Here is a 26,348-nt window from a genome sequence, read left to right on the forward strand (position 1 = left end):
GGTGTAGGGTCTTTTGATTCGCTTGTTACCTGCTTGAGAGGTGATACCGGTGAGGGCTCGACGGCTTCCGGGAGTGCTCGCCCTCCTCACCGCCGGGGCGGTCGCGCTCGCCGGTTGCGGAGTGGCACCCGCCGAGACGGCGTCCCACTCGATCACCGCCGCCGCGGGCCGGCTCGCCGAGCCTCCCCCGGCCGTGACCGCGCCGGACAAGAAGCTGAAGCTGGGCGCCAAGGGCAAGGCGGTCGTCTGGCTGCAGAAGCGGCTGCGCGAGCTCGGCTACCGGCCGGGCAAGGCCGACGGGCGCTACGGCGGCACCACGCTCGGCGCCGTGTGGGCGTTCCAGAAGGTCAACGGCATCAAGCCGACCAGCACCATCGGCAAGGCCACCTGGCGGGCGCTGGAGCAGCCCAGGACCCCCAAGGTCCTGGCCCGGAACGGCAAGCGGACCCGCGCCGAGGTCAACCTGAGCACGCAGATCATGACCCTGTACGTCGGCGGCGAGCTGAAGCTGATCAGCCACATGTCGTCCGGCAGCGGCGTGCCCTACTGCGAGACCACCGTGTGGCAGGGCAAAGAGCAGCGCTTCTGCGGCTCGGCCACCACGCCCACGGGCACGTACAAGACCACCTGGCGGCGCGACGGCTGGCACAAGTCCTACCTCGGCGAGCTCTACAACCCGATCTTCTTCAACGGCGGCATCGCCTTCCACGGCGCGCTCTCGGTGCCGCTGTATCCCGCCTCCCACGGCTGCGTGCGGCTGCCGATGAACGTGGCGGAGGAGCTGCCCGGCCTGCTGGGCACCGGGGTCCCGGTCCACGTGCGGGGGAAGTTCAGGCGGTGACCGCGCCGGGCCCGTCGGCTCAAACGTTCGACAGCCCGCGCATCGAGATCTCCGCAGCGGCCGTGATGGCCTCCCACACCTGTTCCTGCGAGTCGCCCCTGGTCAGGCTCATCACGGCGGTCAGCTTGACCGCGCCGACCAGCGAACCCACCATGGCGGCCGCCTCCAGCGCGCCGAGCTCGCCCTCGTAGGCCCGCTCCACCGCCTCGGCGAGCTGGAGCTGCTGCTCGAACAGCACATGCAGGGCGCGTGCCTGCAGCGAGGGCACGGTCAGCATGAGCTCCATGCGGGCCGCGGCCTCCGCCAGGTCGAAGTTGCCGGGGTCGACGGCCCATTCCAGGCTCGCCCGGATCACCCGCACCAGCAGCTCGGCCACCGGCTCGCCGGGCCGGCGCCCGGCCACCAGGCCGAGGACGTAGCGCATCCGCTCCGGGCCGTCATAGAAGATCACGTCTTCCTTGCTGGCGAAGTAGCTGAAGAAGGTGCGCGCCGACACCTCGGCCCCGGCGGCGATCTCAGCGATCGTCGTCTCCTCGAACCCCTTCTCCTGGAACGACCGGAGCGCGGCGGTCACCAGCGCCCGGCGCGTGCGCTGCTTCTTGCGCTCCCGTAGCCCCGTCATGCACGAAAGGATACCTCTGCTGCACACATTGCAAAATTGCATTCAATGAGGTTTTCTTGGTGGCGTCCTGGAGAAGGAGGCAGCCATGACCGACCTGACCCTGACCACGCGGCGGGAACGCCCGTTCGATCCGCCCGAGACGTACGCGAGGCTGCGCGAGCGCGGCGACGTGCACCGGATGAGGTACGCCGACGGCCACGAGGGCTGGCTCGTGACCGGCTACGCGGCCGCCCGCGCGGTGCTGGCCGACCAGCGCTTCAGCAACCGGCCCGAGCTGGCGCACCCGCCCCTCGCGGCGCGCGCCGACCTCGCCGAGGAGATCCGCTCGCAGGAGTTCGAGGTCCCGCCCGGGTTCTTCCTGCGCACCGACGCGCCCGAGCACACCCGCTACCGCAAACTGCTCACCGGGCAGTTCACCGTACGCAGGATGAAGCAGCTCGAAGCCAGGATCGAGGAGATCACCGAGGCCCGGCTTGACGAGATGGAAGCCTCGGGCGGGCCGGTCGACCTCGTCGACGCCTTCGCGCTGCCCATCCCCTCACTGGTCATCTGCGAACTGCTCGGCGTCCCGTACGAGGAGCGGGCGGCCTTCCAGGAGGACACCAAGATCCTGGTGAGCCTGGACGCGCGGGCCTCCGACGCCCTCGCGGCCATCGGCCGCGTCTTCACCTATCTGTACGGGCTCGTCTCGCGCAAACGCGAGCACCCGGGGGAGGACCTGCTCAGCGGCCTCATCGAAGGCGGCGAGCTGACCGACGACGAGCTCACCGGCGTCGCGTTCCTGCTCCTGGTCGCCGGGCACGAGACCACCGCCAACATGCTCGGTCTCGGCACCTACGCGCTGCTCGCCGACCCCGCCCAGCTCACCGCGCTGCGCGACGACCCGTCGCTGATCGGCAACGCGGTCGAGGAACTGATGCGCCACCTCACGATCATCCACGTCGGCCCGGTCAGGACCGCCCTGGAAGACGTCGAGATCGACGGCCACCTCATCAGGAAAGGCGAGTCGGTCACCCTCCATCTGCCGGTGATCAACCGCGACCCGTCCCGGTTCCCCGGCGGCGACCGGCTCGACGTCACCCGGCCCGCGACCGGCCACCTCGGCTTCGGCCACGGCATCCACCAGTGCCTCGGCCAGCAGCTCGCCCGCGCGGAGATGCGGATCGGGTTCGCGGCCCTGCTGCGCCGCTTCCCCGGCCTGCGGCTCGCGGTGCCGGCCGACGAGGTGCCGCTCAGGGCGGACATGGCCATCTACGGCGTGCACCGGCTGCCCGTCACCTGGTAAGCAGGGATTCATGAAGATAGAAGCCGACACGAACGTGTGCATCGGTGCGGGCATGTGCGCGCTCACCGTGCCAGAGGTTTTCGATCAGAGCGAGGAGGACGGGACGGTCGTGCTCCTGCAGCCCGTGCCGCCCGCCGAGCTGGAGGAGGGGGCTCGGCGAGCCGTGACGCTGTGTCCTTCGGGCGCGCTCAAGGCTGTCTGAGAGCGTAGACGCGGGTCGTGCCGAACACGCCGTCGCCCGTCCCGCGCCGCACCGTCCGCACGTGGCGGAAACGGCCCGTGCCGAGCAGGCAGGCATCCTCGACGGGGTTGAAGTAGACGACGGTGACGGGGCGCGGGCTGCGGTCGGCGGAGGCGATCAGCCGGTCCACGGCGGCGGCGAAGATCCGCCCGCGGAACGGGTTGTTCAGGAACACCACGCTGACGTCGTCCGGGATGTCGTACTCCAGCACGTCCGAGTGCACGAACTCGACACCGCCGGCACGCAGCCGCAGCCGCGTGCCGGCCAGGTTGGACCGCGCGATCTCCGTCAGCTCGGGCGACAGCTCCACCCCGATCACCCGCCCGAACGGGTAGCGGCTGGCGGCCTCCAGCGCCATCCGGCCCTTGCCCGCGCCGAGATCGAGGAACACGTCGTGCTCGCTCACGTCGCTCACGGGCAGCGCCCGGCGCAGCGTGCCCCAGTGGGCGGGGGAGTAGTAGACCCGTTCCGGGTGATCGAGGCCGAACTCGCTCAGGTCGGCGAAATCTGCCGTGTTCACCCCGTACCGGCCGTCGTACACCAGCCGCGCCAGCTTCTGCCGCAGCCCCCGCAGGACGACCGGGCCGCCCACGTGCAGGACGTCTTCGCCCAGCGGCAGTTGCGCCTCCCACGCGAACCCGACGGCGGCGGCCGCCCCGGCGACCAACGCCACGGGCCGCGCCACCCACCCGAACGACCCACCGCCCTCCCGCGTTCCGGCCTCGACGGTCTTCCGTCGTCCGCGACCGCCTTGCGCCTGGCCGAGGCGGTGTTCTGAGGGGCCGGGGAGTCGTTGTGGGAGGAGTGCCGGGGCTGCGCCGGCTCGGCCGATCATGCGGGCCGGCCTGCGAGTTCGCGGTTCACGCGTGCGGCCACGCGGTGAGCGCGCCAGCCGATCAGGCCCAGTCCGCCTATGAGCAGCCCGGCCTGCGCCAGGATCGTGGCCACCTGGACACCCTCCGGCAGCCCGAGCGCCAGCTCGGCGGCGGCTGACACCACCAGCACCCCCGCCATGGCCGCGGCCAGCATGCGCATCGGGACCTTGGCCCAGGTGTGCGCCGCGTCCCATGCCTCGCGCGAGGCGAGCGTCTCCCGAGTGCGCAACCCGGCCAGGCCGTTGCGGCTGTCGACGGCACCGGATTCGTCATGGAACGGGATGAGGAGGAGCGCCAGGGCGGGAGCGGTGAGGATGGCGTTGATCAGGATGGGCCCCATCCCGCCATCGTAACCATGACCCGCGATCTCGGGAACGCCGCCGGAGCGGGCTCTCTTCACTTGCGAAACGGCGCTGAGCCGACTCCTCCCGCTCCGAAAGCACGACCCCGTCCACCTCGTACACCTGCCCGAACATCCCGCCGTCTCCGTAGTGCAGGTCTTGAAGTTTCCGTTGAGAACGCCCTGTGGCATGCCGTCCGCGGCCAGGAGCGGCGGCGGGTCGGAAACCTCGGATGCGCCGGAGGTGCGGTGGTTCCGGGGCATCGACAGGTGAGGTGAGCGGCGTTGCAGCCCGCCGGTGACACCGTCATGGTCATCGAACCTGTGTTCGTGGAAGCAGTTGACACCGCGCGTGATCGAAATTATGTTCGACCATGTGACGTGAGGCTCGCGGCTCACGTCGGAAGGACCTGGTCGCGGGCCATGCGCTCCCCCAGCGCGGACCCGCGGTCAGGCTCCGAGGGCGAAGGGCGCGTCCTCGTCGTCGGCGGAGACGAGTGGGCGCGTCCTGGCCGGACGGGGAGAGGGGAAGCTCCTCGTCCGGCCGGCCCGGCGGAAATGTCGGTGGGGTCTGCGATCGTTGACCTCAACGGCGGACACGCCGGGAGTCGCCACGACTCTAGGAGGCGAACGACATGGCACCACGGCCCAGAGAAACGCCCGGGCCCCGGCTATCGCCTGCGGTTCGGGCTCACCTGACGGATTCACGTTCCTGCCTGGCGGAGGCGGCGACGGCTCGCTCCCCGGCATCGCGCTACGTGTCGGCCCACCTGGCCGCCCTGCGCGCCGCCGCGGCGATCCTGGCCGCCCGCCCGCAGCCCACCCAGGGTCGCAGGCGCCGCCTGCGGAGCGCATGGGAGCTGCTGCCCGAGACCGAGCCGTCGCTCGCCGAATGGGCGGCCTACTTCGCGGCCAGCGCGGCCAAGCGGGCCGCCGCCGAGGCCGGCCTGGTGCGCGGCGTCAGCGCCGCGGACGCCGACGAGCTCCTGGCGGAGGCCGAGACCTTCGTCTGCACGGTCGAGGACATCCTGGGCGTCCCTGCCCAGCCCCAGCTCCCCGTGGACGTGCCCCTGGCGGGTTGACATCCCACCCACCCCCTACGAGCGCCCCGGTCTCCCTGCCGTCCACGCCCTCGCAGAAGGAGACGTAACGGGGCCAGGCGCCGGCCGTTCCGGCGGTCACCGCGCCGGTGGGATGTCCGCCGCTCTTTCCGGCACGTTGCTCGCCTTGCCGAGCCGCAGCCGGCCTGCTGTGGGTCCCGAGCCCGCAGTCCCGCGTCCTGCAGACGCCCGCAGTCTGCGTCCCGCAGACGCCCGTTGAGCTGGAACGCCCCGGTGCCCTGCGCTGCGCACGCGAGCTGCTCGATACACCCGATGGCGGCGAAACCCGCCTCCTCCGCCGTCCGGACGACCCGGCGCATCCCGTAGGGGCGGACGAGGGCGGTCGTAGCGCGCGTGTTGAGGGGGTAGCGCCTGCCGACGCCCGTGAGCCGACGCCCGTGAGGCGTCCCCGCGTCGCGACGCTCGTGGGTCGACGCTTGAGCCCGGGACGGGCAAGCCCGATGAAGACACCCCAGATGGGCGGCTCCTGCCAGGCGCTCGCCGAGGTCATAGGCATGTGGTGCCTCATCCTGCTCTGCGTCGGTGTCGTCGAGCCGATGTCGCGGCGAAGCTGTGACGAAGGCGGCCCTGGTTACCGTGTCGGCTTCGAAAGGGGAGCCGCATCGCCGGAAGCGTCGGCGGTCATGAGCAGGGAGACAGTATGGGAAAGCGCAGAGCCGGGTTCGCCACCGCTGTGGCGGCCACCGTCCTGGTGGCCGGAGCGGTGTTCCCGGGCGCCGCGCCGGCGGCGGAGCCCGTCGTGTGCACGTACAAGATCACTGCTGGTCATTGGTTCGTGGACCTGGGCAGGAACAAGGTCCGCTGGGCCGTGAAGGGCCGGTTGGAGTCCGGCTACCGGTACAACACCCGCTACTTCGGGTCGGTGCTGTACCGCGCCATGAGGATGAGCCCGGTGTGGGGAGAGGCGGCCAAGATGTCGCTGCAGGCGGGCTCCTGCCGTGAGTAGCGGCACTTCTCCCGTCTCGCGCCCGGGTGGCGATGGCCCGGCGCCGTGGCCGCCGGAGGGCCGCGTTTCCCGCGCCCCGCACGGGAGCGCGAGGTTGACAGGCGAGTGAAGGGCCCCGGGGACTAAACACGAGGTTTGTTGGATTATCGAGAACCCCGCTGAGGGAATGGCGGCGGACCGCTTTTGGGCCCGGCGAAATGTCTGTTGTGCGGGGCTTTGTCAGAAAACAAGCAAGGGGCACGCCCGGATGGGCGCGCCCCTTGCCGCGGCTGTGGGAGCCGGGTCAGAACGTCTCGACCGCCCGGCGGGCCTCGGCGTCGAGGACGCCCCAGCTGATCAGCTCCTCGGTGAGCTCACTCGGCGACTTGTCATAGATCACGGCCAGGGAACGCAGATCCTCCTGGCGGATCGACAGCACCTTGCCGTTGTAGTCGCCCCGCTGGCTCTGGATCGTGGCGGCGTAGCGGGCCAGCGCCCCCGCCTTCTCCTTGGGCAGCGTGGCCAGCCTCTCCAGGTCGATCACAAGCTTGGGCGTCGGCCCGAGCGGGCTCGGCGCGGCACCGCCGGGCAGCAGCTCGGAGACGGGCACCCCGTAGAAGTCGGCAAGCTCGGCAAGCTTCTGCACCGTGACCGCACGGTCGCCGCGCTCGTACGAGCCCACGACCACGGCCTTCCACCTGCCACGCGACTTCTCCTCGACTCCATGCAGGGACAGGCCCTGCTGGGTGCGGATCGCGCGGAGTCGTGCACCAAGCGACTTTGCGTACTCAGACGGCATCCTGTGGCCCCCCGGCTCCTCGTATCTATAGCTCTCAGTAGATTGTGCTCCCTTGCGGCGAATGCCGTTGCCACCGGGGGTCCGATGCCGCTCGGGCACCAATCGGTAGCGATGGCCCTGGGTCCACCCCAGGACGCCGCGCAGGTGCTGGTTACGCACAGTGACGGTAAAGGGGTCGACGCCTAAGGTCAAGCTGATTGGAAAAAAGATGCCGAATCCGGTCCAGCATGGAACGCCTCATTAGCCCCTTCTGTCCCCGTAGTAACTGTACTTCGTCATAGTTTGCCGAGTAACCACAGCGGTTTCGGCACCGGGGGCGAAGAAGTCAGGCCTGGCGTGTCAGAACCAGGACGGGACAGGTCGCCGCCCGTACGATCTTGATGCTGGTGTCGCCCAGGAACACCCGCCTGAGCGGCCCGGTGCCGCTGGAGGCGCAGATGATCAGCTCGCCCCGCTCCCAGGTGCCCGCCCGCATGGCCGCGGCGACGCTCCGGCCCTCCAAGACCTCCACGTCCACGCGGGTGCGCAGCCGCTGCCCGCGGGCGGCGGCGGTCAGGTCGGCCATGGCCTGGTCGCGCATCCCCGTCAGCATCTCCTCGCCCAGCGGGTGCCGGCGGTGAGCCGCCTCGACCAGGGTGACCAGCCGCAGCGGCAGGTCCAGCGCGGCCGCGATCCCGGCCGCCCCCTTGACCGCCGCGTCGGCGCAGCGGCCGCGCCGGTAGGCGAGGGTCAGCCGGGTCAGCTCGGCGGGCGGGTCCTCGGCGTACCCGCGCGGAGCCAGCAGCACGGGCACCGGCGAGGAGTGCAGAAGCTGGTCGGCGGTGCTGCCCAGCGAGATGCGACCCCGCCGGCCGCGCGGCGCCGAGCCGATCACCACCACGTCCGCGCCGCGCTTGCGGGCCAGCTCCACCAGGCCGCGCCCGCTGCCCCGATGGGTGTAGGCGACCAGGCCCGCTTCGTCGCCGGCGAGCTCGGCCGCCTGCGCCAGCGTGGCCTCGGCCTGCTCCTGGAGGAACGCCGCCCACGCGGTCGCCTCCGCCCGGGCGGGCCCCGGCGTGCTCCACGCGGGCGCCTTCACGAACGCCACCTCCAGGCGGGCGCCGGCCTGCCGGGCCAGCAGTACGGCCACCGCCAGGCCGTCGCGGCCACGAGGCTCGGGGACGAACCCGCTCAGCACATTCTCGATCTTCATCTAGGGCACCTCGGCGTTCAGCCGCGAGTGGCGGTAGCCGTACAGGAAATAGCAGAGCAGCCCGGCCAGCATCCACAGCCCGAACGCGACCCAGGTGACGCCGGCCAGCCCGCCCATCACCAGGAAGCAGAACACCACCCCCAGCGCCGGGGTGACGGGGAAGAACGGCGTGCGGAAGCCGCGCGGCAGGCCGGGGCTGCGGTAGCGGAGCACCAGCACGCCCGCGTTCACGATCGCGAACGCGAACAGCGTGCCGATGCTGGTCGCCTCCACGAGATGGCCGAGCGGCAGAAGCCCGGCCAGCACGCAGACGAAGGCGGTGACGATGAGGGTGTTGGCCGCGGGCACCTGCCGCCTGGGGCTCACCCGCTGGAACACGCGCGGGACGAGCCCGTCGCGGGACATGGCGAACAGGATGCGCGTCTGCCCGTACATGACCGTGAGCACCACGCTGGCGATGGCGATGACCGCGCCGAAGGAGATGATCAGGCCCGCCCAGGTCGAGCCGGTGGCCAGGTCGGCGATGAGCGACAGGCTGGCCTCTGTGCCCTCCGGGTTGAAGTCGGTCCACGGCATCGCGCCGATCGCGGCCACGGCCACCAGCACGTAGACGACGGTCACGATGACCAGCGACAGCACGATGGCCAGGGGCAGGTCGCGCCTGGGGTTCCTGGCCTCCTCACCGGCCGTCGAGGCGGCGTCGAAGCCGATGTAGGAGAAGAACACCTGCGAGGCGGCCGCCGTGATGCCGGCCACGCCCATCGGCGCGAACGGCGCGAAGTTCCCCGCGCTGAAGCCGGTGAACGCCACCAGGCAGAAGAACAGCAGCACCGCTATCTTGATCAGCACGAACACCACGTTCGCCGCCGCGCTCTCGGAGGCCCCGCGCAGCAGCACCCAGGTGGCCAGCACCACGATGAGGATGGCGGTGAGGTTGACCACGCCGCCGTCCTGGCCGGGTGACCGGGTGATCGCGTCGGGCAGCGTCCAGCCGGCCAGGCTCCGCAGGAACGCGTTGAGATACTCGCCCCAGCCGACCGCCACGGCCGCCACCGAGACCGCGTACTCCAGCATCAGGCACCACCCGCACACCCAGGCGACCAGTTCGCCCAGCGTCGCGTACGCGTAGGAGTAGGACGACCCGGACACCGGGATGGTCCCGGCGAGCTCCGCGTACGAGAGCGCGGAGAACAGCGCGGTGATCGCGGCCAGCACGAACGCCAGGACCACCGACGGGCCCGCCTTGGGCACGGCCTCGCCCAAGATGACGAAGATGCCGGTGCCGAGGGTGGCGCCGACGCTGAACAGCGTCAGCTGCCACAGCCCCATCGTGCGGCGCAGCTCGCCGCCCTCGCCGCGGCCGCTCTCGGCGACGAGCCGCTCGGTGGGCTTGGTCCTGAAGAGCCGTCGCACGACCGCCATGGCTGCCTCCTAGAGTGTGCCGGTCCGCGGCCAGCGCGCGTTGGGCGTCACGATCGTGCCGGCGTCGCCGGCCAGGATCCGCTCGGCCTGGTCGAGCCGGCCGATGGCGGCCATGTCGCCGGTGTGCTCCACGAACCGGCAGGCCGCCTCCACCTTGGGGCCCATCGACCCGGCCGGCAGGTCCAGCGCGCGCAGCTCGTGCGGGGTGGTGTGCGCGATCCCGGACTCACGCGGGGTGCCGAAGTCGCGCATCACGCGGGGCACGTCGGTCAGGCTCAGGAACGCGTCGCACTCCAGCGCCTCGGCCAGGAGCGATGCGGTCAGGTCCTTGTCGACGACCGCCTCGACGCCGGTGAGCCGGCCGCGCTCGTCGCGGATCACCGGGACGCCGCCACCGCCCGCGCAGACCACCACCACGCCCTCGCGCGCCATCCGGCGGATCAGCCGGGTCTCCACGACCCGTTGCGGGGTGGGGGAGGGGACCACCCGCCGCCAGTGCTCCCCGTCGGGCTTGACCGTCCAGCCGTGCTCGCGGGCCAGCTTCTCGGCCTCGTCCCGCTCGTACACCTGCCCGACGAACTTGGCGGGGTCGCGGAAGGCCGGGTCGACGGCCGACACGAGCGTCTGCGTGACCATGGCGATGACCTGCCGGCCGGGCAGCGCGTTCTGCAGGGCCTGCAGGATCCAGTAGCCGATCATGCCCTGGGTCTGCGCGACCAGCGTGTCGAACGGGTAGGGCCGGCTCAGGCCGGGGTCGGCGGCGCTCTGCAGGGCCAGCATGCCGACCTGGGGTCCGTTGCCGTGGGTGATGATCAGCTCGTGCCCGGCCGCGAGCCCGGCCAGTGTCCTGATCGAGGAGTTCACCTCGGCGATCTGCGTGTCGGCGTCGGGCCGCCGCCCTCGCCGCAGGACCGCGTTGCCTCCCAGCGCGACGATGACCCGCACGGCTCAGATCCCGTCCCGTTCGAGGGGGCAGCTCATGCAGCGCGGGCCGCCCCGGCCGCGCCCCAGCTCGCTCCCGCGGATGGTGATCACCTCGACGCCGTTCTGGCGCAGGTGGTTGTTCGTGGTGGTGTTGCGCTCGTACGCGATCACCACGCCGGGCTCGACGGCCAGCACGTTGCAGCCGTCGTCCCACTGCTCCCGCTCGGCGGCGTAGACGTCCTGGGTGGCGGTGAGCACCTTGATGTCGTCGAGGTCCAGGGCGCGGGCGATGGCCCGGTGCATGTCGCGCGGCGGGTGGTCGGTGACCTTCAGCTCCTTCTCGGTGTCGCCGGGCTCGATCGTGTAGGAGGGCAGCATGCCGAGGCCCGCGTACTTGGTGAACACGCCGACGTCCACCATCGTCATCACCGTGTCCAGATGCATGAACGCGCGGGTGCGGGGCATCCGCAGCGCCACGATCCGGCTCGCCGAGCCCGTCCGGAACAGCCGCCTGGCCAGCATCTCGACCGTCTGCGGCTGGGTGCGCTCGCTCATCCCGACCAGCACCGCGCCGCGCCCGATCACCAGCACGTCGCCGCCCTCGATCGTGGCCGGCGCGATCGCCTGCCCCGGCAGCCAGACCCGGAAGCCGCCCGGCCGGTCGAAGCCGGAGGCGAACATCGGGTGGAAGGCGTAGACCGCCTCCATGTGCACGGTCTCGCGCATCCGGGCCTTCTTGCGCATCGCGTTGACCGACACCCCGTCGTACACCCAGCAGGACGGGTCGCGGGTGAACAGGTGGTTGGGCAGCGGCGGCAGCACGAAGTCGTCGTCGTCGAGCGAGTGGTAGGCCACCGACGTGGGGTCGCAGTCGCGTTCGAGCAGGTCCCGCTTGGTGATGCCGCCGGTCAGGAACAGCTGCAGGGTGGCCGCGTCCATCGCGTCCAGCGTGTTGCGCACGTCGTCGACCGCCAGCGGGCCGAGGAAGCGCTCGTCCACGGTCTTGTCCAGGATGTGGCGGCGCGCCTCGGGGATCTCGACCGTCTCCCTGATCAGCTCGTCCAGCAGATGGACCCGCACGCCCCGCTCGCGCAGCACCCGCTGGAACTCCTCGTGCTCCTCCACCGCCCGCTGCACCCACAGCACCTCGTCGAACAGGAACGCTTCCTTGTTGGAAGGCGTGAGCCGCTTCAGCGCGAGGTCGGGCCGGTGCAGCAGCACCTGCCGGAGGGCGCCCACCTCGGAGTCCACATGGAAGGTCATTGTGTCTCTATCCCCAGGCTCGTCCCGGGATCACCTCGATCGGCGGGGTGGGGCGTCCCGTTCCGGCAGGTGGCGCCTGGTACTGTGTGTCGCGACCAACACCCTTTAAGACCCGTCCAGTGAGGCGGGAAAGGTGGTGAGATTCCGGCATGTCCGAATCCAGGGCCGTTCTCGAGGGCCCGGACATCCATCGGGCGCTGACCCGCATCGCCCATGAGATCCTCGAACGCACCAAAGGCGCCGACGAAGTCGTCCTGATCGGCGTCCCCACCCGCGGCGTGACCCTCGCCCGCCGGCTCGGGGAGCGCATCGAGCAGTTCGAAGGGGTCAAGATCCCCGTCGGCTCGATCGACATCACGATGCACCGCGACGACCTGCGCCAGGGCCCCGCCCGGCCGCTCGGCCGCACCGATCTCCCGCCCGACGGCGTCGACGGCAAGATCGTGGTGCTCGTCGACGACGTCCTTTACTCCGGCCGCACCGTCCGCGCCGCGCTCGACGCGCTCAGCGAGTTCGGGCGCCCGGCCGCCGTCCAGCTCGCCATCCTGGTCGACCGCGGCCACCGCGAGCTGCCCATCCGCGCCGACTACGTCGGCAAGAACCTTCCCACGGCCAAGAGCGAGAAGGTGAAGGTGTCCCTGCGGGAGACCGACGGACGCGACGCCGTGATCCTCAGGAAGGGGGACGCCAGGTGAACCGCGACCTCATCTCCGCCGGCGACCTCACCCGTGACGACGCGCTGCTCATCCTCGACACCGCCGAGGAGCTGGCGAGGGTCTCGGAACGTTCCATCAAGAAGCTGCCCACGCTGCGCGGCCGCACGGTCGTCAACCTGTTCTTCGAGGACTCGACCCGGACCCGCATCTCCTTCGAGGCGGCGGCGAAGCGGCTGTCCGCGGATGTGATCAACTTCTCGGCCAAAGGGTCCAGCGTCTCCAAAGGAGAGTCGCTCAAGGACACCGCGCTCACCCTGGAGGCGATGGGCGCCGACGCCGTCGTGATCCGTCACGCCGCCTCCGGCGCCCCCCACCGGCTGGCCACCTGGGTCCACGGCAGCGTGGTCAACGCCGGCGACGGCACCCACGAGCACCCCACCCAGGCGCTGCTCGACGCCTTCTCGATGCGCCGCCGCCTGGGCGGCCTCGACGGGCGCAAGATCGCCATCGTGGGCGACGTGCTCCACAGCCGGGTCGCCCGCTCCAACGTGCTGCTGCTGCACACCCTCGGCGCCGAGGTCACGCTGGTGGCGCCGCCCACCCTGCTGCCCGTCGCGGTCGACATCTGGCCGTGCGCGGTCTCGTACGACCTCGACGCCGTGCTGCCCAAGTCCGACGCGGTCATGATGCTGCGGGTGCAGAAGGAGCGGATGAACGCCTCCTACTTCCCGAGCGAGCGCGAATACTCCCGCCGCTACGGCCTCGACCGCGACCGGTTCGCCAAGATGCCCGACGACGCCATCGTGATGCACCCCGGCCCGATGAACCGGGGCATGGAGATCGCCGCCGAGGTGGCCGACTCGCCGCGCTCGACCATCGTCGAGCAGGTCGCCAACGGGGTGACCATCCGCATGGCCGTGCTCTATCTGCTACTCGGGGGAGACACAGCGTGAGTGAGCGAAGCGAGCGAACAAATAGGCACAGCATCATCATGATCGTCGTGCCGACGAAGGAGGCATGATGATCATCCGTAACGTACGCATCCTGGGCGGTGAGCCGGTCGACGTCCGCGTCGGCGACGGCGTCATCGCCGAGGTCGGCGCGGGCCTGACCGGCGGGGGAGAGGAGATCGACGGCGGCGGCGCGATCGCCCTGCCCGGCCTCGTCGACCTGCACACCCACCTGCGCGAGCCCGGCCGCGAGGACGCCGAGACCGTCGAGACCGGCACCCGTTCGGCCGCCCGCGGCGGCTACACCGCCGTGCACGCCATGGCCAACACCTCCCCGGTCGCCGACACGGCCGGCGTGGTCGAGCAGGTGTGGCGGCTCGGCCACGAGCACGGCCACTGCGATGTGCAGCCCGTCGGCGCCGTCACCCTCGGGCTGGAGGGCCGCCAGCTCGCCGAGCTGGGCGCGATGGCCGACTCCGCGGCCCGCGTCCGCGTCTTCTCCGACGACGGCAAGTGCGTCTCCGACGCGGTGCTCATGCGCCGCGCCCTGGAGTACGTCAAGGCGTTCGACGGAGTCGTCGCCCAGCACGCCCAGGAGCCCAGGCTCACCGAGAGCGCGCAGATGAACGAGGGCGTCGTCTCCGGCCGGCTCGGCCTCACCGGCTGGCCCGCCGTCGCCGAGGAGGCGATCATCGCCCGCGACTGCCTGCTGGCCGCGCACGTCGGCTCCCGCCTGCACGTCTGCCACGTCTCCACCGCCGGGTCGGTCGAGATCCTGCGCTGGGCCAAGTCCAAGGGCTGGGACGTCACCGCCGAGGTGACCCCCCACCACCTCCTGCTCACCGACGAGCTGGTCGAGGACTCGCCGGTCGGCGCCTACAACCCCATCTACAAGGTCAACCCGCCGCTGCGCACCCGCGCCGACGTCGAGGCGCTGCGCGAGGCCCTCGCCGACGGCACGATCGACGTCGTCGCCACCGACCACGCCCCCCACCCGGTGGAGGACAAGGAGAGCGAGTGGTCGGCCGCCGCCATGGGCATGATCGGCCTGGAGACCGCGCTCAGCGTGGTGCAGGAGACCATGGTCGACACCGGCCTGCTCGACTGGCCCGGCGTCGCCGAGCGCATGTCGTACGCTCCCGCCCGCATCGGCCGGCTGACCGGCCACGGCCACCCGATCGAGGCCGGCGCCCCCGCCAACCTCACCCTCTACGACCCCTCCCACCGCAGCCCGGTGGACCCGTCGTCCTTCGCCTCCAGGAGCCGCAACACCCCCTACACCGGGCTGACCCTGCCCGGGCGGGTGGTGGCGACGTTCCTGCGCGGCAAGCCCACCGTCCTCGAAGGGAAGCTGGTGTGACCAGAGCCGTGCTCGTACTGGAGGACGGTCGCGTCTTCCACGGAACCTCCTACGGCGCCGAAGGCGAGACGTTCGGCGAGATGGTCTTCAACACCGGCATGACCGGCTACCAGGAGACGCTCACCGACCCGTCCTACCACCGCCAGATCGTCGCCATGACCGCCCCGCACATCGGCAACACCGGCGTCAACGACGAGGACCCGGAGTCCGGCCGCGTCTGGGTCGCGGGTTACGTCGTGCGCGAGCCGTCGCGGGTGGTGTCCAACTGGCGGGCCACCCGTTCGCTCGGCGACTACCTGAAGGACCAGGGCGTCGTCGGCATCGCCATCCCCGGCACCCGCGCGCTGACCCGCCACCTGCGCGAGCGCGGCGCCATGCGGGCCGGCATCTTCTCCCGCCCGGCGAGGCCGGTCGAGGAACTGGTCGAGCGGGTGCGCACGGCGCCTTCGATGGTGGGCGCCGACCTGACCGGCGAGGTCGCCACCACCGAGCCGTACGTCGTGCCCGCGATCGGGCCGAAGCTGTACACCGTGGCCGCGATCGACCTCGGCATGAAGGCCATGACCCCGCAGCGGATGGCCGAGCGCGGCTGCGAGGTGCACGTGCTGCCCGCCACCGCCACCTTCGACGACATGATGGCCGTCGGCCCCGACGGCGTGTTCTTCTCCAACGGCCCAGGCGACCCGGCGACCGCCGACGTGAGCGCGCTGCGGAAGGTGCTGGAGGCGAAGGTCCCGTTCTTCGGCATCTGCTTCGGCAACCAGCTCTTCGGCCGGGCGCTCGGCCTGTCCACCTACAAGCTGCGCTACGGCCACCGCGGCGTCAACCAGCCGGTCCAGGACGTCCGCACCGGCAAGGTGGAGATCTCCTCCCACAACCACGGGTTCGCCGTCGAGGCGCCGCTCGGCGGGCCGTTCGAGACCCCCTACGGGCTCGCCGAGGTCAGCCACGTCAACCTCAACGACCGCTGCGTGGAGGGCCTGCGCCTGCTCGACGGGCGCGCCTTCAGCGTCCAGTACCACCCCGAGGCCGCCGCCGGGCCCCACGACGCCGCTTACCTGTTCGACGAGTTCTGCGAGGTCATGAACCGTGCCCAAGCGTGACGACATCAGGTCCGTGCTGGTGATCGGCTCCGGGCCGATCGTGATCGGGCAGGCGTGCGAGTTCGACTACTCGGGCACCCAGGCCTGCCGCGTGCTGCGGGCCGAGGGCTTCCGGGTGATCCTGGTCAACAGCAACCCGGCCACGATCATGACCGACCCCGAGTTCGCCGACGCCACCTACGTCGAGCCGATCACCCCCGAGTTCGTCGAGAAGATCATCGCCAAGGAGCGGCCCGACGCGCTGCTGCCCACCCTCGGCGGCCAGACCGCGCTCAACACCGCGGTCGCGCTGCACGAGGCGGGCGTCCTGGAGCGCTACGGGGTCGAGCTGATCGGCGCCGACTTCGACGCCATCCAGGCGGGCGAGAACCGCGAGCGGTTCAAGGAGATCGTCGCCAAGGTCGCCGCCGAGCGCGGCCTGAACGCCGAGTCGGCCCGCTCGGTCATCTGCCACACCATGGACGAGGTGCTGGCCGGGGCCGGAGAGCTGGGCTACCCGCTGGTCGTGCGGCCGTCGTTCACCATGGGCGGCGCCGGGTCCGGGTTCGCCTACGACGAGGCGGGCCTGCGGCGCATCGCCGGGGCCGGGCTCGACGCCTCCCCGACCACCGAGGTGCTCCTGGAGGAGTCCATCCTCGGCTGGAAGGAGTACGAACTTGAGGTGATGCGCGACAAGAACGACAACGTGGTCATCGTGTGCTCCATCGAGAACATCGACCCGATGGGCGTCCACACCGGAGACAGCGTCACCGTCGCGCCCGCGCTCACCCTCACCGACCGCGAATACCAGAACATGCGCGACGTGGCCATCGCGGTCATCCGCGAGGTCGGCGTCGACACCGGCGGCTGCAACATCCAGTTCGCGGTCGACCCGCGCACCGGCCGGATGATCGTCATCGAGATGAACCCGCGCGTGTCGCGCTCCTCGGCGCTGGCCTCCAAGGCGACCGGCTTCCCGATCGCGAAGATCGCCGCCAAGCTGGCCATCGGCTACACGCTCGACGAGATCCCCAACGACATCACCAAGGAGACCCCGGCCTCCTTCGAGCCCACCCTCGACTACATCGTGGTCAAGGTCCCCCGGTTCGCGTTCGAGAAGTTCAGCGGCGCCGACCGCACCCTCACCACCCACATGAAGTCGGTGGGCGAGGCCATGGCCATCGGCCGCTCCTTCACCGAGGCGCTGCAGAAGGCGCTGCGCTCGCTGGAGAAGAAGGACTCCTCCTTCTCCTGGACCGGCGACCCCGGCGCCAAGGACGAGCTGCTGGCCGCCGCCGGCACTCCGCACGACGGCCGGCTGCGCACCGTGCAGCAGGCCATCAGGGCCGGCGCCACGGTGGAGGAGCTCTACGAGTCCACCGGCATCGACCCGTGGTTCCTCGACCAGCTCTACCAGCTCGACGAGCAGGCCCGCGCCGTCGTCGGCGCGCCCGAGCTGACCGCCGACGTGCTGGCCACGGCCAAGAGCCACGGCTTCAGCGACGCCCAGATCGCCGAGATCCGGGGCATCGACGAGGCCCGCGTCCGCGACCTGCGCCACGCGCTCGGCCTGCGGCCCGTCTACAACACCGTCGACACCTGCGCCGCCGAGTTCGCCGCCAAGACGCCCTACCTCTACTCCACCTACGACGAGGAGAGCGAGGTCCCGACCGGCACCCGGCAGAAGGTGATCATCCTCGGCTCCGGGCCCAACCGCATCGGCCAGGGCATCGAGTTCGACTACGCGTGCGTGCACGCCTCCTTCGAGCTGTCCAGGGCCGGGTTCGAGACCGTCATGGTCAACTGCAACCCGGAGACCGTCTCCACCGACTACGACACCTCCGACCGGCTCTACTTCGAGCCGCTCACCCTGGAGGACGTCCTGGAGGTGGTGCACGCCGAGCAGCAGACCGGCCCCGTCGCCGGCGTCATCGTGCAGCTCGGCGGGCAGACGCCGCTCGGCCTGGCCCAGGCGCTCAAGGACGCCGGCGTGCCCGTCGTCGGCACCTCGCCCGAGTCCATCCACCTGGCCGAGGAACGCGGCGCGTTCGGGCGGGTGCTGGCCGAGGCCGGGCTGCCCGCGCCCAGGCACGGCGTCGCCACCACCGTCGCCGGGGCCGTCGAGGTCGCCGCCGACATCGGCTACCCGGTGCTCGTGCGTCCCTCGTACGTGCTCGGCGGCGCCGGCATGGCCATCGTGTACGACGACGAGACGCTCACCCGCTACATGGCCGCCCAGGAGGGCGGCCACCCGGTGCTCGTCGACAAGTTCCTGGACGAGGCCGTCGAGATCGACGTCGACGCCCTCTACGACGGCGAGGAGCTCTACCTCGGCGGCGTGATGGAGCACATCGAGGAGGCCGGCATCCACTCCGGCGACTCGGCGTGCGCGCTGCCGCCCATCACGCTGGGCAGCGCCGACATCAAGCGCATCCGCACCGCCACCGAGTCCATCGCCCGCGGCGTCGGCGTGCGGGGCCTGCTCAACGTCCAGTACGCGATCTCGGCCGGGGTGCTGTACGTGCTGGAGGCCAACCCGCGCGCCAGCCGCACCGTCCCGTTCGTGTCGAAGGCGACCGCGGTGCCGCTGGCCAAGGCGGCGGCCCGGATCATGCTCGGCGCCACGCTGCGCGAGCTGCGCGCCGAGGGCATGCTCCCGGCCGGGGGCGACGGCGGCACGCTCCCCCTGGACGCGTCCATCGCGGTCAAGGAGGCGGTGCTGCCGTTCAACCGGTTCCACGGCGTCGACATCGTGCTCGGGCCCGAGATGCGCTCCACCGGCGAGGTCATGGGCATCGACGCGTTCTTCGGCGTGGCCTTCGCCAAGTCCCAGGCGGCCGCCTACGGCGAACTCCCGACGAAGGGACGCGCGTTCGTATCCGTGGCCAACAGGGACAAGCGTGCCATGATCTTCCCTGTGAGGGCGCTGGCCGACCTCGGTTTCGAGATCCTCGCCACCGAGGGCACCGCCGAGGTGCTGCGCCGCAACGGCGTCCATGCCAAGATCGTGCGCAAGCACGGCGAGGGGACCGGTCCAGGAGGTGAACCCACCAGCGTGCAGGCCATCCTCGACGGGGAGATCGACCTGATCGTCAACACCCCGTTCGACAGTCCAGGCCAGGCCGGGTCGCGGCTCGACGGCTACGAGATCCGCACGGCCGCCGTGCTGCGCGGCATCCCGTGCATCACCACGGTGGCGGGGCTCGCCGCCGCCGCGGCCGGCATCCAGGCCATCGTGCGGGGCGACGTCGGCGTACGGTCCCTCCAGGAGCACGCGAAGGCACTACGGGGCTGACACCCCCGGGAGGTGAAGCAGACTGGCCGGCACTCCGGTGCAGGTGACGGGCACGGTGCTGACGACGCGCCGGGTCGACGCCTACCATGCGCTGACCGTGGTGGCGCCCGGCATCGCCGAGCGTCACCGCCCCGGCCACTTCGTCTCCGTCGCGGTCGGGGGCGCGCACTCGTCCATGGTGACGCGGCGCGCCCTGACCGTCCACGACGTCAAGGCCGACTACGGCGGCACCGTCGAACTGGTCTTCACCGTGCGCGGCCCGGGCACCGCGTGGCTGGCCGAGCGCCGCGCCCGCGACACGCTCGACCTGGTCGGGCCGCTCGGACGGCCGTTCCCGCTGCCGCGCGACCCGGTCCACTGCGTGCTGGTCGGCGCCGAGTACGGCTCGGCCGTGCTGTTCCCGCTGGCCGACATGCTGCTGGAGCGAGGCTGCCGGGTCGACTTCGTGCTCGGCGCGGCCAGCGCCGACCGGGTGTTCGGGGCCATGCGGGCCCGGCGCCTGGCCGAGACCACCACGCTGACCACCGAGGACGGCTCGCTCGGGCTGCGCGGCAGGGTCACCGACGCGCTCCCGTCGGTGATCGCCGACACGCGGGCCGACGCCGTCTACGCGTGCGGGCCGATGGAGTCGCTGCGCGCCGTCACGGCCGTCGCGATGGAGTTCGACATCCCCGTCCAGGTGGCGGTCGAGGAGTCCATGGCATGCGGCATCGGCGTCTGCATGACGTGCGTGCTGCCGGTCATCGGTGACGACGGCGCCACCCGGATGGTCCGCGCCTGCGCCGAGGGCCCGGTGTTCCGCGGTGAGCGGGTGCGCTTCGAGGACGTCGGGACGATCCCGTTCGACGCGCTCGGCGCCCCCGGAGGCGGTGCCCGCCATGCCGGATAGCGGGTGATGGCCGTGGCCGTCGACATGCGCACCTTCCTCGCCCACGTGGAGCTGGCCAACCCGGTCACCACGGCGGCGGGCTGCGCCTCAGCGGGCCGTGAACTGGCCCAGTTCTTCGACCTGCACCGGCTGGGCGCGCTCACCACGCGCTCGGTCACCATGGCGCCGCGCGCCGGGCGGCCCACGCCCCGGATGGCCGAGACGCCCTCCGGCATGCTCAACGCCGTCGGCCTGCAGGGGCCGGGCATCGACGTCTTCCTCGAACGCGAGCTGCCCTGGCTGGCCCAGCGCGGCATCAGGACCATCGTGTCGATCGGCGGCGGCTCCGTCGCCGAATACTCCGAGCTGGCCCGCAGGCTGGCCGACGCGCCCGGCGTGACCGCGCTCGAGGTCAACCTGTCGTGCCCCAACATGGAAGACCGCGGCCGCGTCTTCGCCCGCGAGGGCGGCACCGCCGCCGAGGTGATCGCCTCCGTCCGGTCGATCATGCGCTACGACGTCCCGGTCGTCGCCAAGCTGGCCCCCGACGTGGCCGACATCGTGGCCGTCGCCCGCTCCTGCGTCGACGCCGGCGCCGACGCCCTCTGCATGATCAACAACCCGCTCGGGATGGCCATCGACACCGAGACGCTGCGGCCGTCGCTGGCCGCCGTCACCGGCGGGCTGTCCGGCCCCGCCATCCTGCCGCTCGCCGTGCGCTGCGTCTGGCAGGTGCACGCCGCGCTGCCCGGCGTCCCGCTCATCGGCGTCGGCGGCGTCATGACGGGCAGGGACGCCTTCCAGCTCGTCCTGGCCGGCGCCTGCGCGGTCGGGGTGGGCACGGCGCTGTTCAACGACCCGTACGCTTGCCTGCGCATCGAGCGCGAGCTCGAAGACCTGCTGCAGGCGCGCGGCTTCCAGCGGCTGGCCGACGCGGTCGGCCTGGCCCACCGCCCGCCGGGCGGCGCCGCCCGGCACCTGCTCGTCGACACCGAGGAGAGCACCTCTTGACTCCCGCACCCATCGCCGTCGCCCTCGACGCCCCCGACCTGGAGACCGCCGCCCGGTGGGCCGGGCTGGTGACCCCGCACGTCACCACGGTGAAGGTGGGCCTGGAGCTCTACCTGCGCTACGGGCCCGACGTGATCGCCTCCGTGCGCGGGGCCAGTGGGGTCAGGGTCTTCCTCGACCTCAAGCTGCACGACATCCCCAACACCGTCGCGGGGGCCGCCGGGGCCGTCGCCCGGCTGCGGCCCTCCATCCTGACCGTGCACGCCGCCGGTGGCCCCGCCATGATCCGCGCGGCGGTGGAGGCGGCCCCGCACACCCAGATCGCCGCCGTCACCGTGCTCACCTCGCTCGCCGAGGAAGACCTGGAACGCATCGGCCTCGCCGGGCCGGCGTCCGACGCGGTCCGCCGCCTGGCCGCCCTGTCCGTGGCGGCGGGCGCCACCGCGCTGGTCTGCTCACCGCACGAGCTGCGCGCGGTCCGCGCCGAGGTGGGCGACGACATCACCCTCATCACCCCAGGCGTCCGGCCGGCCGGAGCGGCCACCCAGGACCAGGCCCGGGTCGCCACCCCCGAACGCGCCCTCGCCGACGGTGCCGACCTCCTCGTGATCGGACGGCCCATCACCGGCTCCCCGGACCCCGGCGCCGCGGCCGCCGCCATCGCCGCCTCCCTCCGCCGCACCAGCCACGCCTGACATCCGGCGCCGCTCGTACGAGCCGTCAGGCGGGCAGCCCTGTCGCGTCCTTCACGGGATGGCGGACCGCCTCTCCGCCGCGCCTGACTGCCGTTGGGCGGCTGTCGGCCGGAGTTGCTCGTACGGGCCCGCAGTCGGGCGGCCTTGCCGTGTCCGTCACGGAAGGAGGGGGCCGCCTCTTTCCGCCGTGCCAGCCAGGCCTGATGCTGAGGGGCGTACGGCGGCCGGTGGCGCCCCGGACGGCACGGCCGCCGTGTCCTTCACCGAAGGGCGGACCCCACCGGCGTTGAGCGCCTAAGGCTGTGTGAGCGGGCGGCCCCGCGGTCCCCGCATGCGGGTTTGCGAGCTGGGTGACTGGTCTGAGGCCCGCGCTTCGGAAGACCGGGTGCTCCCGCATGGCGGGCGATTCTGTGGGGGTGCGGGAGGTGTCTTGTCTGAGGGCTCGCGGGGGTTCGCGTTGATGGCGGGGCGCCCGGAGGTCGCCTCCCTTCGCTGCACCAGCCACGCCTGACGGCCGGTGGGCGGCTGTCGGCCGGTGCTGCCCGTACGGGCCTGAAGCCGGGCGCCCTTGCGGCGTTCTTCACGGAATGAGGGCCGCCTCTCTCCGCTGCGCAAGCCGCGCCGCATGCTGACGGGCGTACGGCGGCCGGTAGCGCCCGTATGAGCACCTCCGCCGCCCCTCACCGTGGGGCGGACACCATCGGTGGTGAGTGCTTAAGGCCGCGTGAGCAGGTGGCCCCCCGATCTCCGGGTGACTGGGAGGTCTCTTGTTTGATGGCCCGCGCGTCGAAGGGCCGTAGGACCTGATGCCCTGTGGCTTCCCGCATGGCGGGCGATTCTGTTGGGGTGCGGGAGCGTCTTGTCTGAAGGCACGCGCGGGCTCGCGTAGAAGGCGGGGCGCCGGAGGTTCTCGTAGGGGGACGGGGTGATGCGGCGTACCGGAGGCGTGCTGCGGGCGGTCTTGACACGCGATTCCACAAGGGAGCTCCGGATGGCGGGGGAGGGGCGTGAGGGGGTGCGGCGCGACAGCCTCGGGAGCCGAGATCGTCAACGCCGTGCCGGACCGCCGCCGGACCCCGCCGGGCATGGCACGGTCCAGGTTTCGGACACAGGTCAGCCCCGCTTTCGGACATGGCCGGCGGCTCCGTACGTGATCATCGTAGCGCCCCTCGCGACCTCCGGGGGCGCGGTCGAGAACAGGGAAGTGGAGGCGATTTGATCAGCACTGTGTGATTTTACGGTCACCCAAAGTGATGAAGTGGATTTTGTGGCGAGAGAAACCGCTCTTGGCGTTGCTAAGGGGGCGATGACCAGCTAGTTTCCCTTCCCGTCCGAGTACATCGACAGAAATTCGAGGTGACCCGGCGTGGCTCTTCCTCCCCTGACCCCCGAGCAGCGCGCCGCAGCCCTGGAGAAGGCTGCAAAGGCCCGTAAAGAGCGTGCCGAGGTCAAGAACCGGCTCAAGCATGGCGCGGTTTCTCTGGCCGAGGTGCTCAAGGATGGGCAGACCGACGACGTCATCGGCAAGATGAAGGTGTCGGCATTGTTGGAATCGCTTCCCGGCGTGGGCAAGGTCCGCGCCAAGCAGCTGATGGAGAAGCTTGCCATCGCCGAGTCCCGCCGCGTGCGGGGCCTCGGCGCGAACCAGAGGGCCTCCCTCGAGCGCGAGTTCGGTGGCAACGAGAGCTAATCTCGATTCCACAGGAAGCGCTGGTTCGACGGGGGGTAGGAAGTGGCCGACAGGTCCTGGTCCGGCGGTGTGACGGCCCACGAGGCGGCCGGAGCCGGAAGTGGAGTCGGAGACTTCCTCCCCTCGAGCGAGAGGCGGCTGACGGTCCTGTCGGGGCCGTCGGGCGTGGGCAAGTCAACGGTCGTAGCCGAGCTCCGGCGGGCGCACCCCGAGGTGTGGCTGTCGGTCTCGGTGACCACCAGGCGACCCCGTCCGGGCGAGGTGGACGGGGTCCACTACTTCTTCGTCGACGGCGAGGAGTTCGACCGGCTCGTGGAGCGGGGCGAGCTGCTCGAGTGGGCGGAGTTCGCGGGCAACCGCTACGGCACGCCGCGCCGGCCCGTGCTCGACAAGCTGGCCGCCGGCGTGCCGACCCTGCTGGAGATCGACCTCGAAGGCGCCCGGCAGGTGCGGCGCAGCATGCCGGAGGCGCTGCTGATCTTCCTGGCCCCGCCCAGCTGGGCCGAGCTGGAGAAGCGGCTGCGCGGCCGCGGCACCGAGCCCGAGGACGTCATCGCCCGCCGCCTGGACGCCGGGCGGATCGAGATGGCGGCCGAGAAGGAGTTCGACCTCTCACTCGTTAACACGGACGTCAAACTCGTGTGCCACCGGCTGATAGCCTTGATGACTGACCCTCAGGGGGTCACCGCAACCACCAACCGAGAGGTCTGATCAATCGTGGCAGGAATTGCCCCGGTCGCTGAGGGCATCACCAACCCGCCGATCGACGCGCTGCTCGACATCGTCGACAGCAAGTACTCCCTGGTGATCATGGGTGCCAAGCGCGCCCGCCAGATCAACGCCTACTACTCGCAGCTCGGCGAGGGCCTCCTCGAATACGTCGGTCCGCTGGTCGAGACCCACGCGCAGGAGAAGCCGCTGTCGATCGCGCTGCGCGAGGTCTCCGAAGGCCTGCTCAACGCCGAGCCCATCGAAGGCGCGGCCTGACCCTTTCGATGAAGGTCGTTCTTGGTGTCAGTGGCGGCATCGCCGCCTACAAGGCGTGTGAGCTGCTGCGCCTGTTCACCGAATCCGGGCACGAGGTGCGGGTGGTCCCCACCCGCGACGCCCTGAGGTTCGTCGGAGAGCCCACCTGGGCCGCCCTGTCGGGCAACCCGGTGACGACCGACGTCTGGGAGTCCGTCCACGAGGTGCCCCACGTGCGCATCGGCCAGGCGGCCGACCTCGTCGTGGTCGCGCCCGCCACGGCCGACGTGCTGGCCAAGGCGGCCCACGGGCTCGCCGGTGACCTGCTCACCAACACGTTGCTGACCGCGCGCTGCCCGGTGGTGTTCGCGCCCGCGATGCACACCGAGATGTGGCAGCATCCGGCCACCCGCGCCAACGTCGCCACCTTGCGCGAGCGCGGCTCGGTCGTGATCGACCCGGCCGTCGGCCGGCTCACCGGCGCCGACACGGGCCCCGGACGGCTGCCCGACCCCGCCGAGATCTTCCAGGTCTGCGTGCGCGCGCTGCGCGGCCGCCCGCTCGACCTCGCCGGCCGCAGGGTCGTCGTCTCCGCCGGCGGCACCCGCGAGGCCATCGATCCGGTCCGCTACATCGGCAACCGCTCCTCCGGCCTTCAGGGGTACGCGCTCGCGCGCACCGCCGTGGCCAGGGGCGCCGAGGTGACGCTGGTGGCCGCCAACGTGACGCTGCCCGACCCGGCCGGCGCCGCGGTCGTGCGCGTCGGGTCGGCCGCCGAGCTGCGGGAGGCGGTGCTCGCCGCGGCCGACGACGCCGACGTGGTGGTGATGGCCGCCGCGGTCGCCGACTTCCGGCCCGCCGAGCGCCACGACGCCAAGATCAAGAAGACGGACGGCGAGCCCGCCCCCATCCACCTGGCCAAGAACCCCGACATCCTGGCCGAGCTGGGCAGCCGACGCAAAGAACGGGGCGGGGATTCGCCCCGGGTGCTCGTCGGGTTCGCCGCCGAGACCCACGACGTGCTCGCCAACGGCCAGGCCAAGCTCGCCCGCAAGGGCTGCGACCTGCTCGTCGTCAACGAGGTCGGCGAGAGTCTCGCCTTCGGCACCCCCGACAACGCGGCCACCATCCTGGTGGCGGGGGGCGAGCCGGTCGAGGTCCCGCGCGGTCCCAAGGACGACATCGCCGACGCCGTCTGGGACGCCGTCGCCCCCCGGCTGCGCTGATCTCTTTTCCGCCCGTGCGGCGCCGGGGAAGGTGACCGTTCCTACGCGCGGGACGTACGGGACAAATGGGTTAGAACGATTGCCCTATCACCTGTTGCAGCTTTCCGGAATGCCTGCTGATACTGGGGCGAAGGGGGGCGGCATGCCGGTGAATTCTGCTGTCAGAGACCGCTGCAGGACTGTTATGGGACACAAAGGCGCGATCCGCTACGTGTTCCCCGCGCTGTCCGTCGGGCCGGGCGGCTCGGCCAACTTCCTGATCGTGGTCACGGACCTGGCCGTGGCGGTGCTGTCCACGCGGATGTTCCGCGGCGACCGGCCGATCTCGGTGTACGCGATGTACCCGCGCGACACGCGGCTCGGGCCGATCACGCTGGCGCCGGGGCCCGTCATCGAACTGGGGGAGATGACCTTCGAGTTCGACGACGAATACGCCGCCGTGGTCGCCGCCGCCGACGCGGAGGTGTTCGCGCCCGAGACGCTTCCCCCGGATCCCCTTCCCCACCTCTGACCGGGGCGGGCTCCTTTTCGTACGTACGCTGGCTCCCTCGTCCGTACGCGGGCTCCTTCGTTCGTACGCTGGCTCCTTCGTCCGTACGCGGTCGGCCGCCTCGCCGCCGGGCGGGCCGAGCGCTCGCGGAGTGCCTGCGGGACCACCGCCCGCGGTGACACGCCCGATGGAGCGGAACCGCTGGAGCG

At 71.4% G+C, this 26,348-nt stretch carries 26 protein-coding genes; 18 read left to right on the forward strand and 8 right to left on the reverse strand.

The window, feature by feature from the left end:
• The first annotated feature begins 49 nt into the window (after positions 1-49).
• Positions 50-841 (forward strand): L,D-transpeptidase family protein, encoded by a 792-nt coding sequence (locus tag KME79_RS04155; RefSeq protein ID WP_261808674.1) that lies wholly within the window; start codon positions 50-52, stop codon positions 839-841.
• 19 nt (positions 842-860) lie between these two features.
• Here the strand turns inward: KME79_RS04155 and KME79_RS04160 are convergent, their stop codons facing one another.
• Positions 861-1,463, reverse strand: a complete 603-nt coding sequence (locus KME79_RS04160) for a TetR/AcrR family transcriptional regulator (protein ID WP_219543377.1) — start codon at positions 1,461-1,463, stop codon at positions 861-863.
• 85 nt (positions 1,464-1,548) lie between these two features.
• On the opposite strand from KME79_RS04160, the gene KME79_RS04165 reads away from it, so the two are divergent.
• On the forward strand, positions 1,549-2,748 hold the full coding sequence (locus tag KME79_RS04165) for a cytochrome P450 (protein ID WP_219543378.1): 1,200 nt from the start codon (positions 1,549-1,551) through the stop codon (positions 2,746-2,748).
• 10 nt (positions 2,749-2,758) lie between these two features.
• Positions 2,759-2,950, forward strand: a complete 192-nt coding sequence (locus KME79_RS04170; RefSeq protein WP_148032739.1) for a ferredoxin — start codon at positions 2,759-2,761, stop codon at positions 2,948-2,950.
• On the opposite strand, the gene KME79_RS04175 is transcribed toward KME79_RS04170, so the two are convergent.
• On the reverse strand, positions 2,937-3,662 hold the full coding sequence (locus KME79_RS04175) for a class I SAM-dependent methyltransferase (protein ID WP_308248784.1): 726 nt from the start codon (positions 3,660-3,662) through the stop codon (positions 2,937-2,939). The two genes, KME79_RS04170 and KME79_RS04175, sit on opposite strands and share 14 nt — an antisense overlap.
• Before the next feature lie 158 nt (positions 3,663-3,820).
• Positions 3,821-4,204: an SdpI family protein gene (locus KME79_RS04180; protein WP_219543380.1), complete on the reverse strand. Its 384-nt coding sequence runs from the start codon at positions 4,202-4,204 to the stop codon at positions 3,821-3,823.
• 635 nt (positions 4,205-4,839) lie between these two features.
• Between KME79_RS04180 and KME79_RS04185 the strand changes: the two genes are divergently transcribed.
• Together KME79_RS04185 and KME79_RS04190 are read left to right on the forward strand one after the other, a co-directional pair.
• Positions 4,840-5,286 carry an SAV_6107 family HEPN domain-containing protein gene (locus KME79_RS04185; RefSeq protein ID WP_148032736.1) on the forward strand — a complete coding sequence of 149 codons (447 nt, stop codon included), beginning with the start codon at positions 4,840-4,842 and terminating at the stop codon, positions 5,284-5,286.
• A gap of 679 nt (positions 5,287-5,965) precedes the next feature.
• Positions 5,966-6,271: a hypothetical protein gene (locus tag KME79_RS04190; RefSeq protein ID WP_219543381.1), complete on the forward strand. Its 306-nt coding sequence runs from the start codon at positions 5,966-5,968 to the stop codon at positions 6,269-6,271.
• A 283-nt stretch (positions 6,272-6,554) separates the two neighbouring features.
• Here KME79_RS04190 and bldD read toward each other — a convergent pair whose 3' ends face one another.
• The 5 genes from bldD to KME79_RS04215 form a co-directional block, all read right to left on the reverse strand.
• The gene (bldD, locus tag KME79_RS04195) at positions 6,555-7,049 is read right to left on the reverse strand and encodes a transcriptional regulator BldD (RefSeq protein WP_148032734.1); all 495 of its coding nucleotides are present in this window, start codon (positions 7,047-7,049) and stop codon (positions 6,555-6,557) included.
• Between the two features lie 325 nt (positions 7,050-7,374).
• A complete protein-coding gene (locus tag KME79_RS04200; protein WP_219543382.1) occupies positions 7,375-8,241 on the reverse strand; it encodes a universal stress protein in 867 nt (288 codons plus the stop codon).
• The gene (locus KME79_RS04205; RefSeq protein ID WP_219543383.1) at positions 8,242-9,663 is read right to left on the reverse strand and encodes an amino acid permease; all 1,422 of its coding nucleotides are present in this window, start codon (positions 9,661-9,663) and stop codon (positions 8,242-8,244) included.
• Positions 9,664-9,672: 9 nt separating this feature from the next.
• Positions 9,673-10,608 carry a carbamate kinase gene (arcC, locus tag KME79_RS04210; RefSeq protein ID WP_219543384.1) on the reverse strand — a complete coding sequence of 312 codons (936 nt, stop codon included), beginning with the start codon at positions 10,606-10,608 and terminating at the stop codon, positions 9,673-9,675.
• A 3-nt stretch (positions 10,609-10,611) separates the two neighbouring features.
• Positions 10,612-11,850 (reverse strand): arginine deiminase, encoded by a 1,239-nt coding sequence (locus KME79_RS04215; RefSeq protein WP_148032730.1) that lies wholly within the window; start codon positions 11,848-11,850, stop codon positions 10,612-10,614.
• A 149-nt stretch (positions 11,851-11,999) separates the two neighbouring features.
• Between KME79_RS04215 and pyrR the strand changes: the two genes are divergently transcribed.
• From pyrR to KME79_RS04280, 13 genes are all read left to right on the forward strand, one after another.
• Positions 12,000-12,545, forward strand: coding sequence for a bifunctional pyr operon transcriptional regulator/uracil phosphoribosyltransferase PyrR (gene pyrR, locus KME79_RS04220; protein WP_148032729.1), 546 nt, complete (start codon positions 12,000-12,002; stop codon positions 12,543-12,545).
• The gene (locus KME79_RS04225; RefSeq protein ID WP_148032728.1) at positions 12,542-13,459 is read left to right on the forward strand and encodes an aspartate carbamoyltransferase catalytic subunit; all 918 of its coding nucleotides are present in this window, start codon (positions 12,542-12,544) and stop codon (positions 13,457-13,459) included. Before pyrR ends, KME79_RS04225 begins: the two co-directional genes overlap by 4 nt.
• A gap of 64 nt (positions 13,460-13,523) precedes the next feature.
• Complete coding sequence (locus tag KME79_RS04230; protein ID WP_219543385.1) at positions 13,524-14,816, forward strand: dihydroorotase; 1,293 nt, start codon at positions 13,524-13,526, stop codon at positions 14,814-14,816.
• A complete protein-coding gene (carA, locus tag KME79_RS04235; RefSeq protein WP_219543386.1) occupies positions 14,813-15,919 on the forward strand; it encodes a glutamine-hydrolyzing carbamoyl-phosphate synthase small subunit in 1,107 nt (368 codons plus the stop codon). The genes KME79_RS04230 and carA overlap by 4 nt, the downstream gene beginning before the upstream one ends.
• Complete coding sequence (gene carB, locus KME79_RS04240; RefSeq protein ID WP_219543387.1) at positions 15,906-19,193, forward strand: carbamoyl-phosphate synthase large subunit; 3,288 nt, start codon at positions 15,906-15,908, stop codon at positions 19,191-19,193. Before carA ends, carB begins: the two co-directional genes overlap by 14 nt.
• Before the next feature lie 22 nt (positions 19,194-19,215).
• Entirely contained in the window at positions 19,216-20,082 is an 867-nt protein-coding gene (locus KME79_RS04245; RefSeq protein ID WP_246639286.1) for a dihydroorotate dehydrogenase electron transfer subunit, read from the forward strand.
• Positions 20,083-20,088: 6 nt separating this feature from the next.
• Positions 20,089-21,072 (forward strand): dihydroorotate dehydrogenase, encoded by a 984-nt coding sequence (locus KME79_RS04250; RefSeq protein WP_148032723.1) that lies wholly within the window; start codon positions 20,089-20,091, stop codon positions 21,070-21,072.
• Positions 21,069-21,767, forward strand: coding sequence for an orotidine-5'-phosphate decarboxylase (gene pyrF / locus KME79_RS04255; protein ID WP_148032722.1), 699 nt, complete (start codon positions 21,069-21,071; stop codon positions 21,765-21,767). Before KME79_RS04250 ends, pyrF begins: the two co-directional genes overlap by 4 nt.
• Before the next feature lie 1,366 nt (positions 21,768-23,133).
• A complete protein-coding gene (mihF, locus tag KME79_RS04260) occupies positions 23,134-23,457 on the forward strand; it encodes an integration host factor, actinobacterial type (protein ID WP_148032721.1) in 324 nt (107 codons plus the stop codon).
• Positions 23,458-23,526: 69 nt separating this feature from the next.
• A complete protein-coding gene (gmk, locus tag KME79_RS04265) occupies positions 23,527-24,168 on the forward strand; it encodes a guanylate kinase (protein WP_148034746.1) in 642 nt (213 codons plus the stop codon).
• Between the two features lie 6 nt (positions 24,169-24,174).
• Entirely contained in the window at positions 24,175-24,444 is a 270-nt protein-coding gene (rpoZ, locus tag KME79_RS04270) for a DNA-directed RNA polymerase subunit omega (RefSeq protein WP_049577463.1), read from the forward strand.
• A gap of 8 nt (positions 24,445-24,452) precedes the next feature.
• Entirely contained in the window at positions 24,453-25,649 is a 1,197-nt protein-coding gene (gene coaBC / locus KME79_RS04275; RefSeq protein WP_219543389.1) for a bifunctional phosphopantothenoylcysteine decarboxylase/phosphopantothenate--cysteine ligase CoaBC, read from the forward strand.
• 184 nt (positions 25,650-25,833) lie between these two features.
• Positions 25,834-26,160, forward strand: a complete 327-nt coding sequence (locus tag KME79_RS04280) for a hypothetical protein (RefSeq protein ID WP_246639248.1) — start codon at positions 25,834-25,836, stop codon at positions 26,158-26,160.
• Positions 26,161-26,348 lie beyond the last annotated feature (188 nt).

Source organism: Nonomuraea harbinensis, from assembly GCF_019396385.1.
Classification (GTDB): Bacteria; Actinomycetota; Actinomycetes; order Streptosporangiales; family Streptosporangiaceae; genus Nonomuraea; species Nonomuraea ferruginea.

What these genes read in the sequence shown, in the direction of transcription:
- KME79_RS04160 (WP_219543377.1), bottom strand. Translation starts at nt 1,463, where the DNA reads ATGACGGGGCTACGGGAGCGCAAGAAGCAGCGCACGCGCCGGGCGCTG.
- KME79_RS04165 (WP_219543378.1), top strand. Translation starts at nt 1,549, where the DNA reads ATGACCGACCTGACCCTGACCACGCGGCGGGAACGCCCGTTCGATCCG.
- KME79_RS04170 (WP_148032739.1), top strand. Translation starts at nt 2,759, where the DNA reads ATGAAGATAGAAGCCGACACGAACGTGTGCATCGGTGCGGGCATGTGC.
- KME79_RS04180 (WP_219543380.1), bottom strand. Translation starts at nt 4,204, where the DNA reads ATGGGGCCCATCCTGATCAACGCCATCCTCACCGCTCCCGCCCTGGCG.
- KME79_RS04185 (WP_148032736.1), top strand. Translation starts at nt 4,840, where the DNA reads ATGGCACCACGGCCCAGAGAAACGCCCGGGCCCCGGCTATCGCCTGCG.
- KME79_RS04190 (WP_219543381.1), top strand. Translation starts at nt 5,966, where the DNA reads ATGGGAAAGCGCAGAGCCGGGTTCGCCACCGCTGTGGCGGCCACCGTC.
- bldD (WP_148032734.1), bottom strand. Translation starts at nt 7,049, where the DNA reads ATGCCGTCTGAGTACGCAAAGTCGCTTGGTGCACGACTCCGCGCGATC.
- KME79_RS04200 (WP_219543382.1), bottom strand. Translation starts at nt 8,241, where the DNA reads ATGAAGATCGAGAATGTGCTGAGCGGGTTCGTCCCCGAGCCTCGTGGC.
- KME79_RS04205 (WP_219543383.1), bottom strand. Translation starts at nt 9,663, where the DNA reads ATGGCGGTCGTGCGACGGCTCTTCAGGACCAAGCCCACCGAGCGGCTC.
- KME79_RS04215 (WP_148032730.1), bottom strand. Translation starts at nt 11,850, where the DNA reads ATGACCTTCCATGTGGACTCCGAGGTGGGCGCCCTCCGGCAGGTGCTG.
- pyrR (WP_148032729.1), top strand. Translation starts at nt 12,000, where the DNA reads ATGTCCGAATCCAGGGCCGTTCTCGAGGGCCCGGACATCCATCGGGCG.
- KME79_RS04230 (WP_219543385.1), top strand. Translation starts at nt 13,524, where the DNA reads ATGATGATCATCCGTAACGTACGCATCCTGGGCGGTGAGCCGGTCGAC.
- KME79_RS04250 (WP_148032723.1), top strand. Translation starts at nt 20,089, where the DNA reads ATGGCCGTGGCCGTCGACATGCGCACCTTCCTCGCCCACGTGGAGCTG.
- coaBC (WP_219543389.1), top strand. Translation starts at nt 24,453, where the DNA reads ATGAAGGTCGTTCTTGGTGTCAGTGGCGGCATCGCCGCCTACAAGGCG.
- KME79_RS04280 (WP_246639248.1), top strand. Translation starts at nt 25,834, where the DNA reads ATGGGACACAAAGGCGCGATCCGCTACGTGTTCCCCGCGCTGTCCGTC.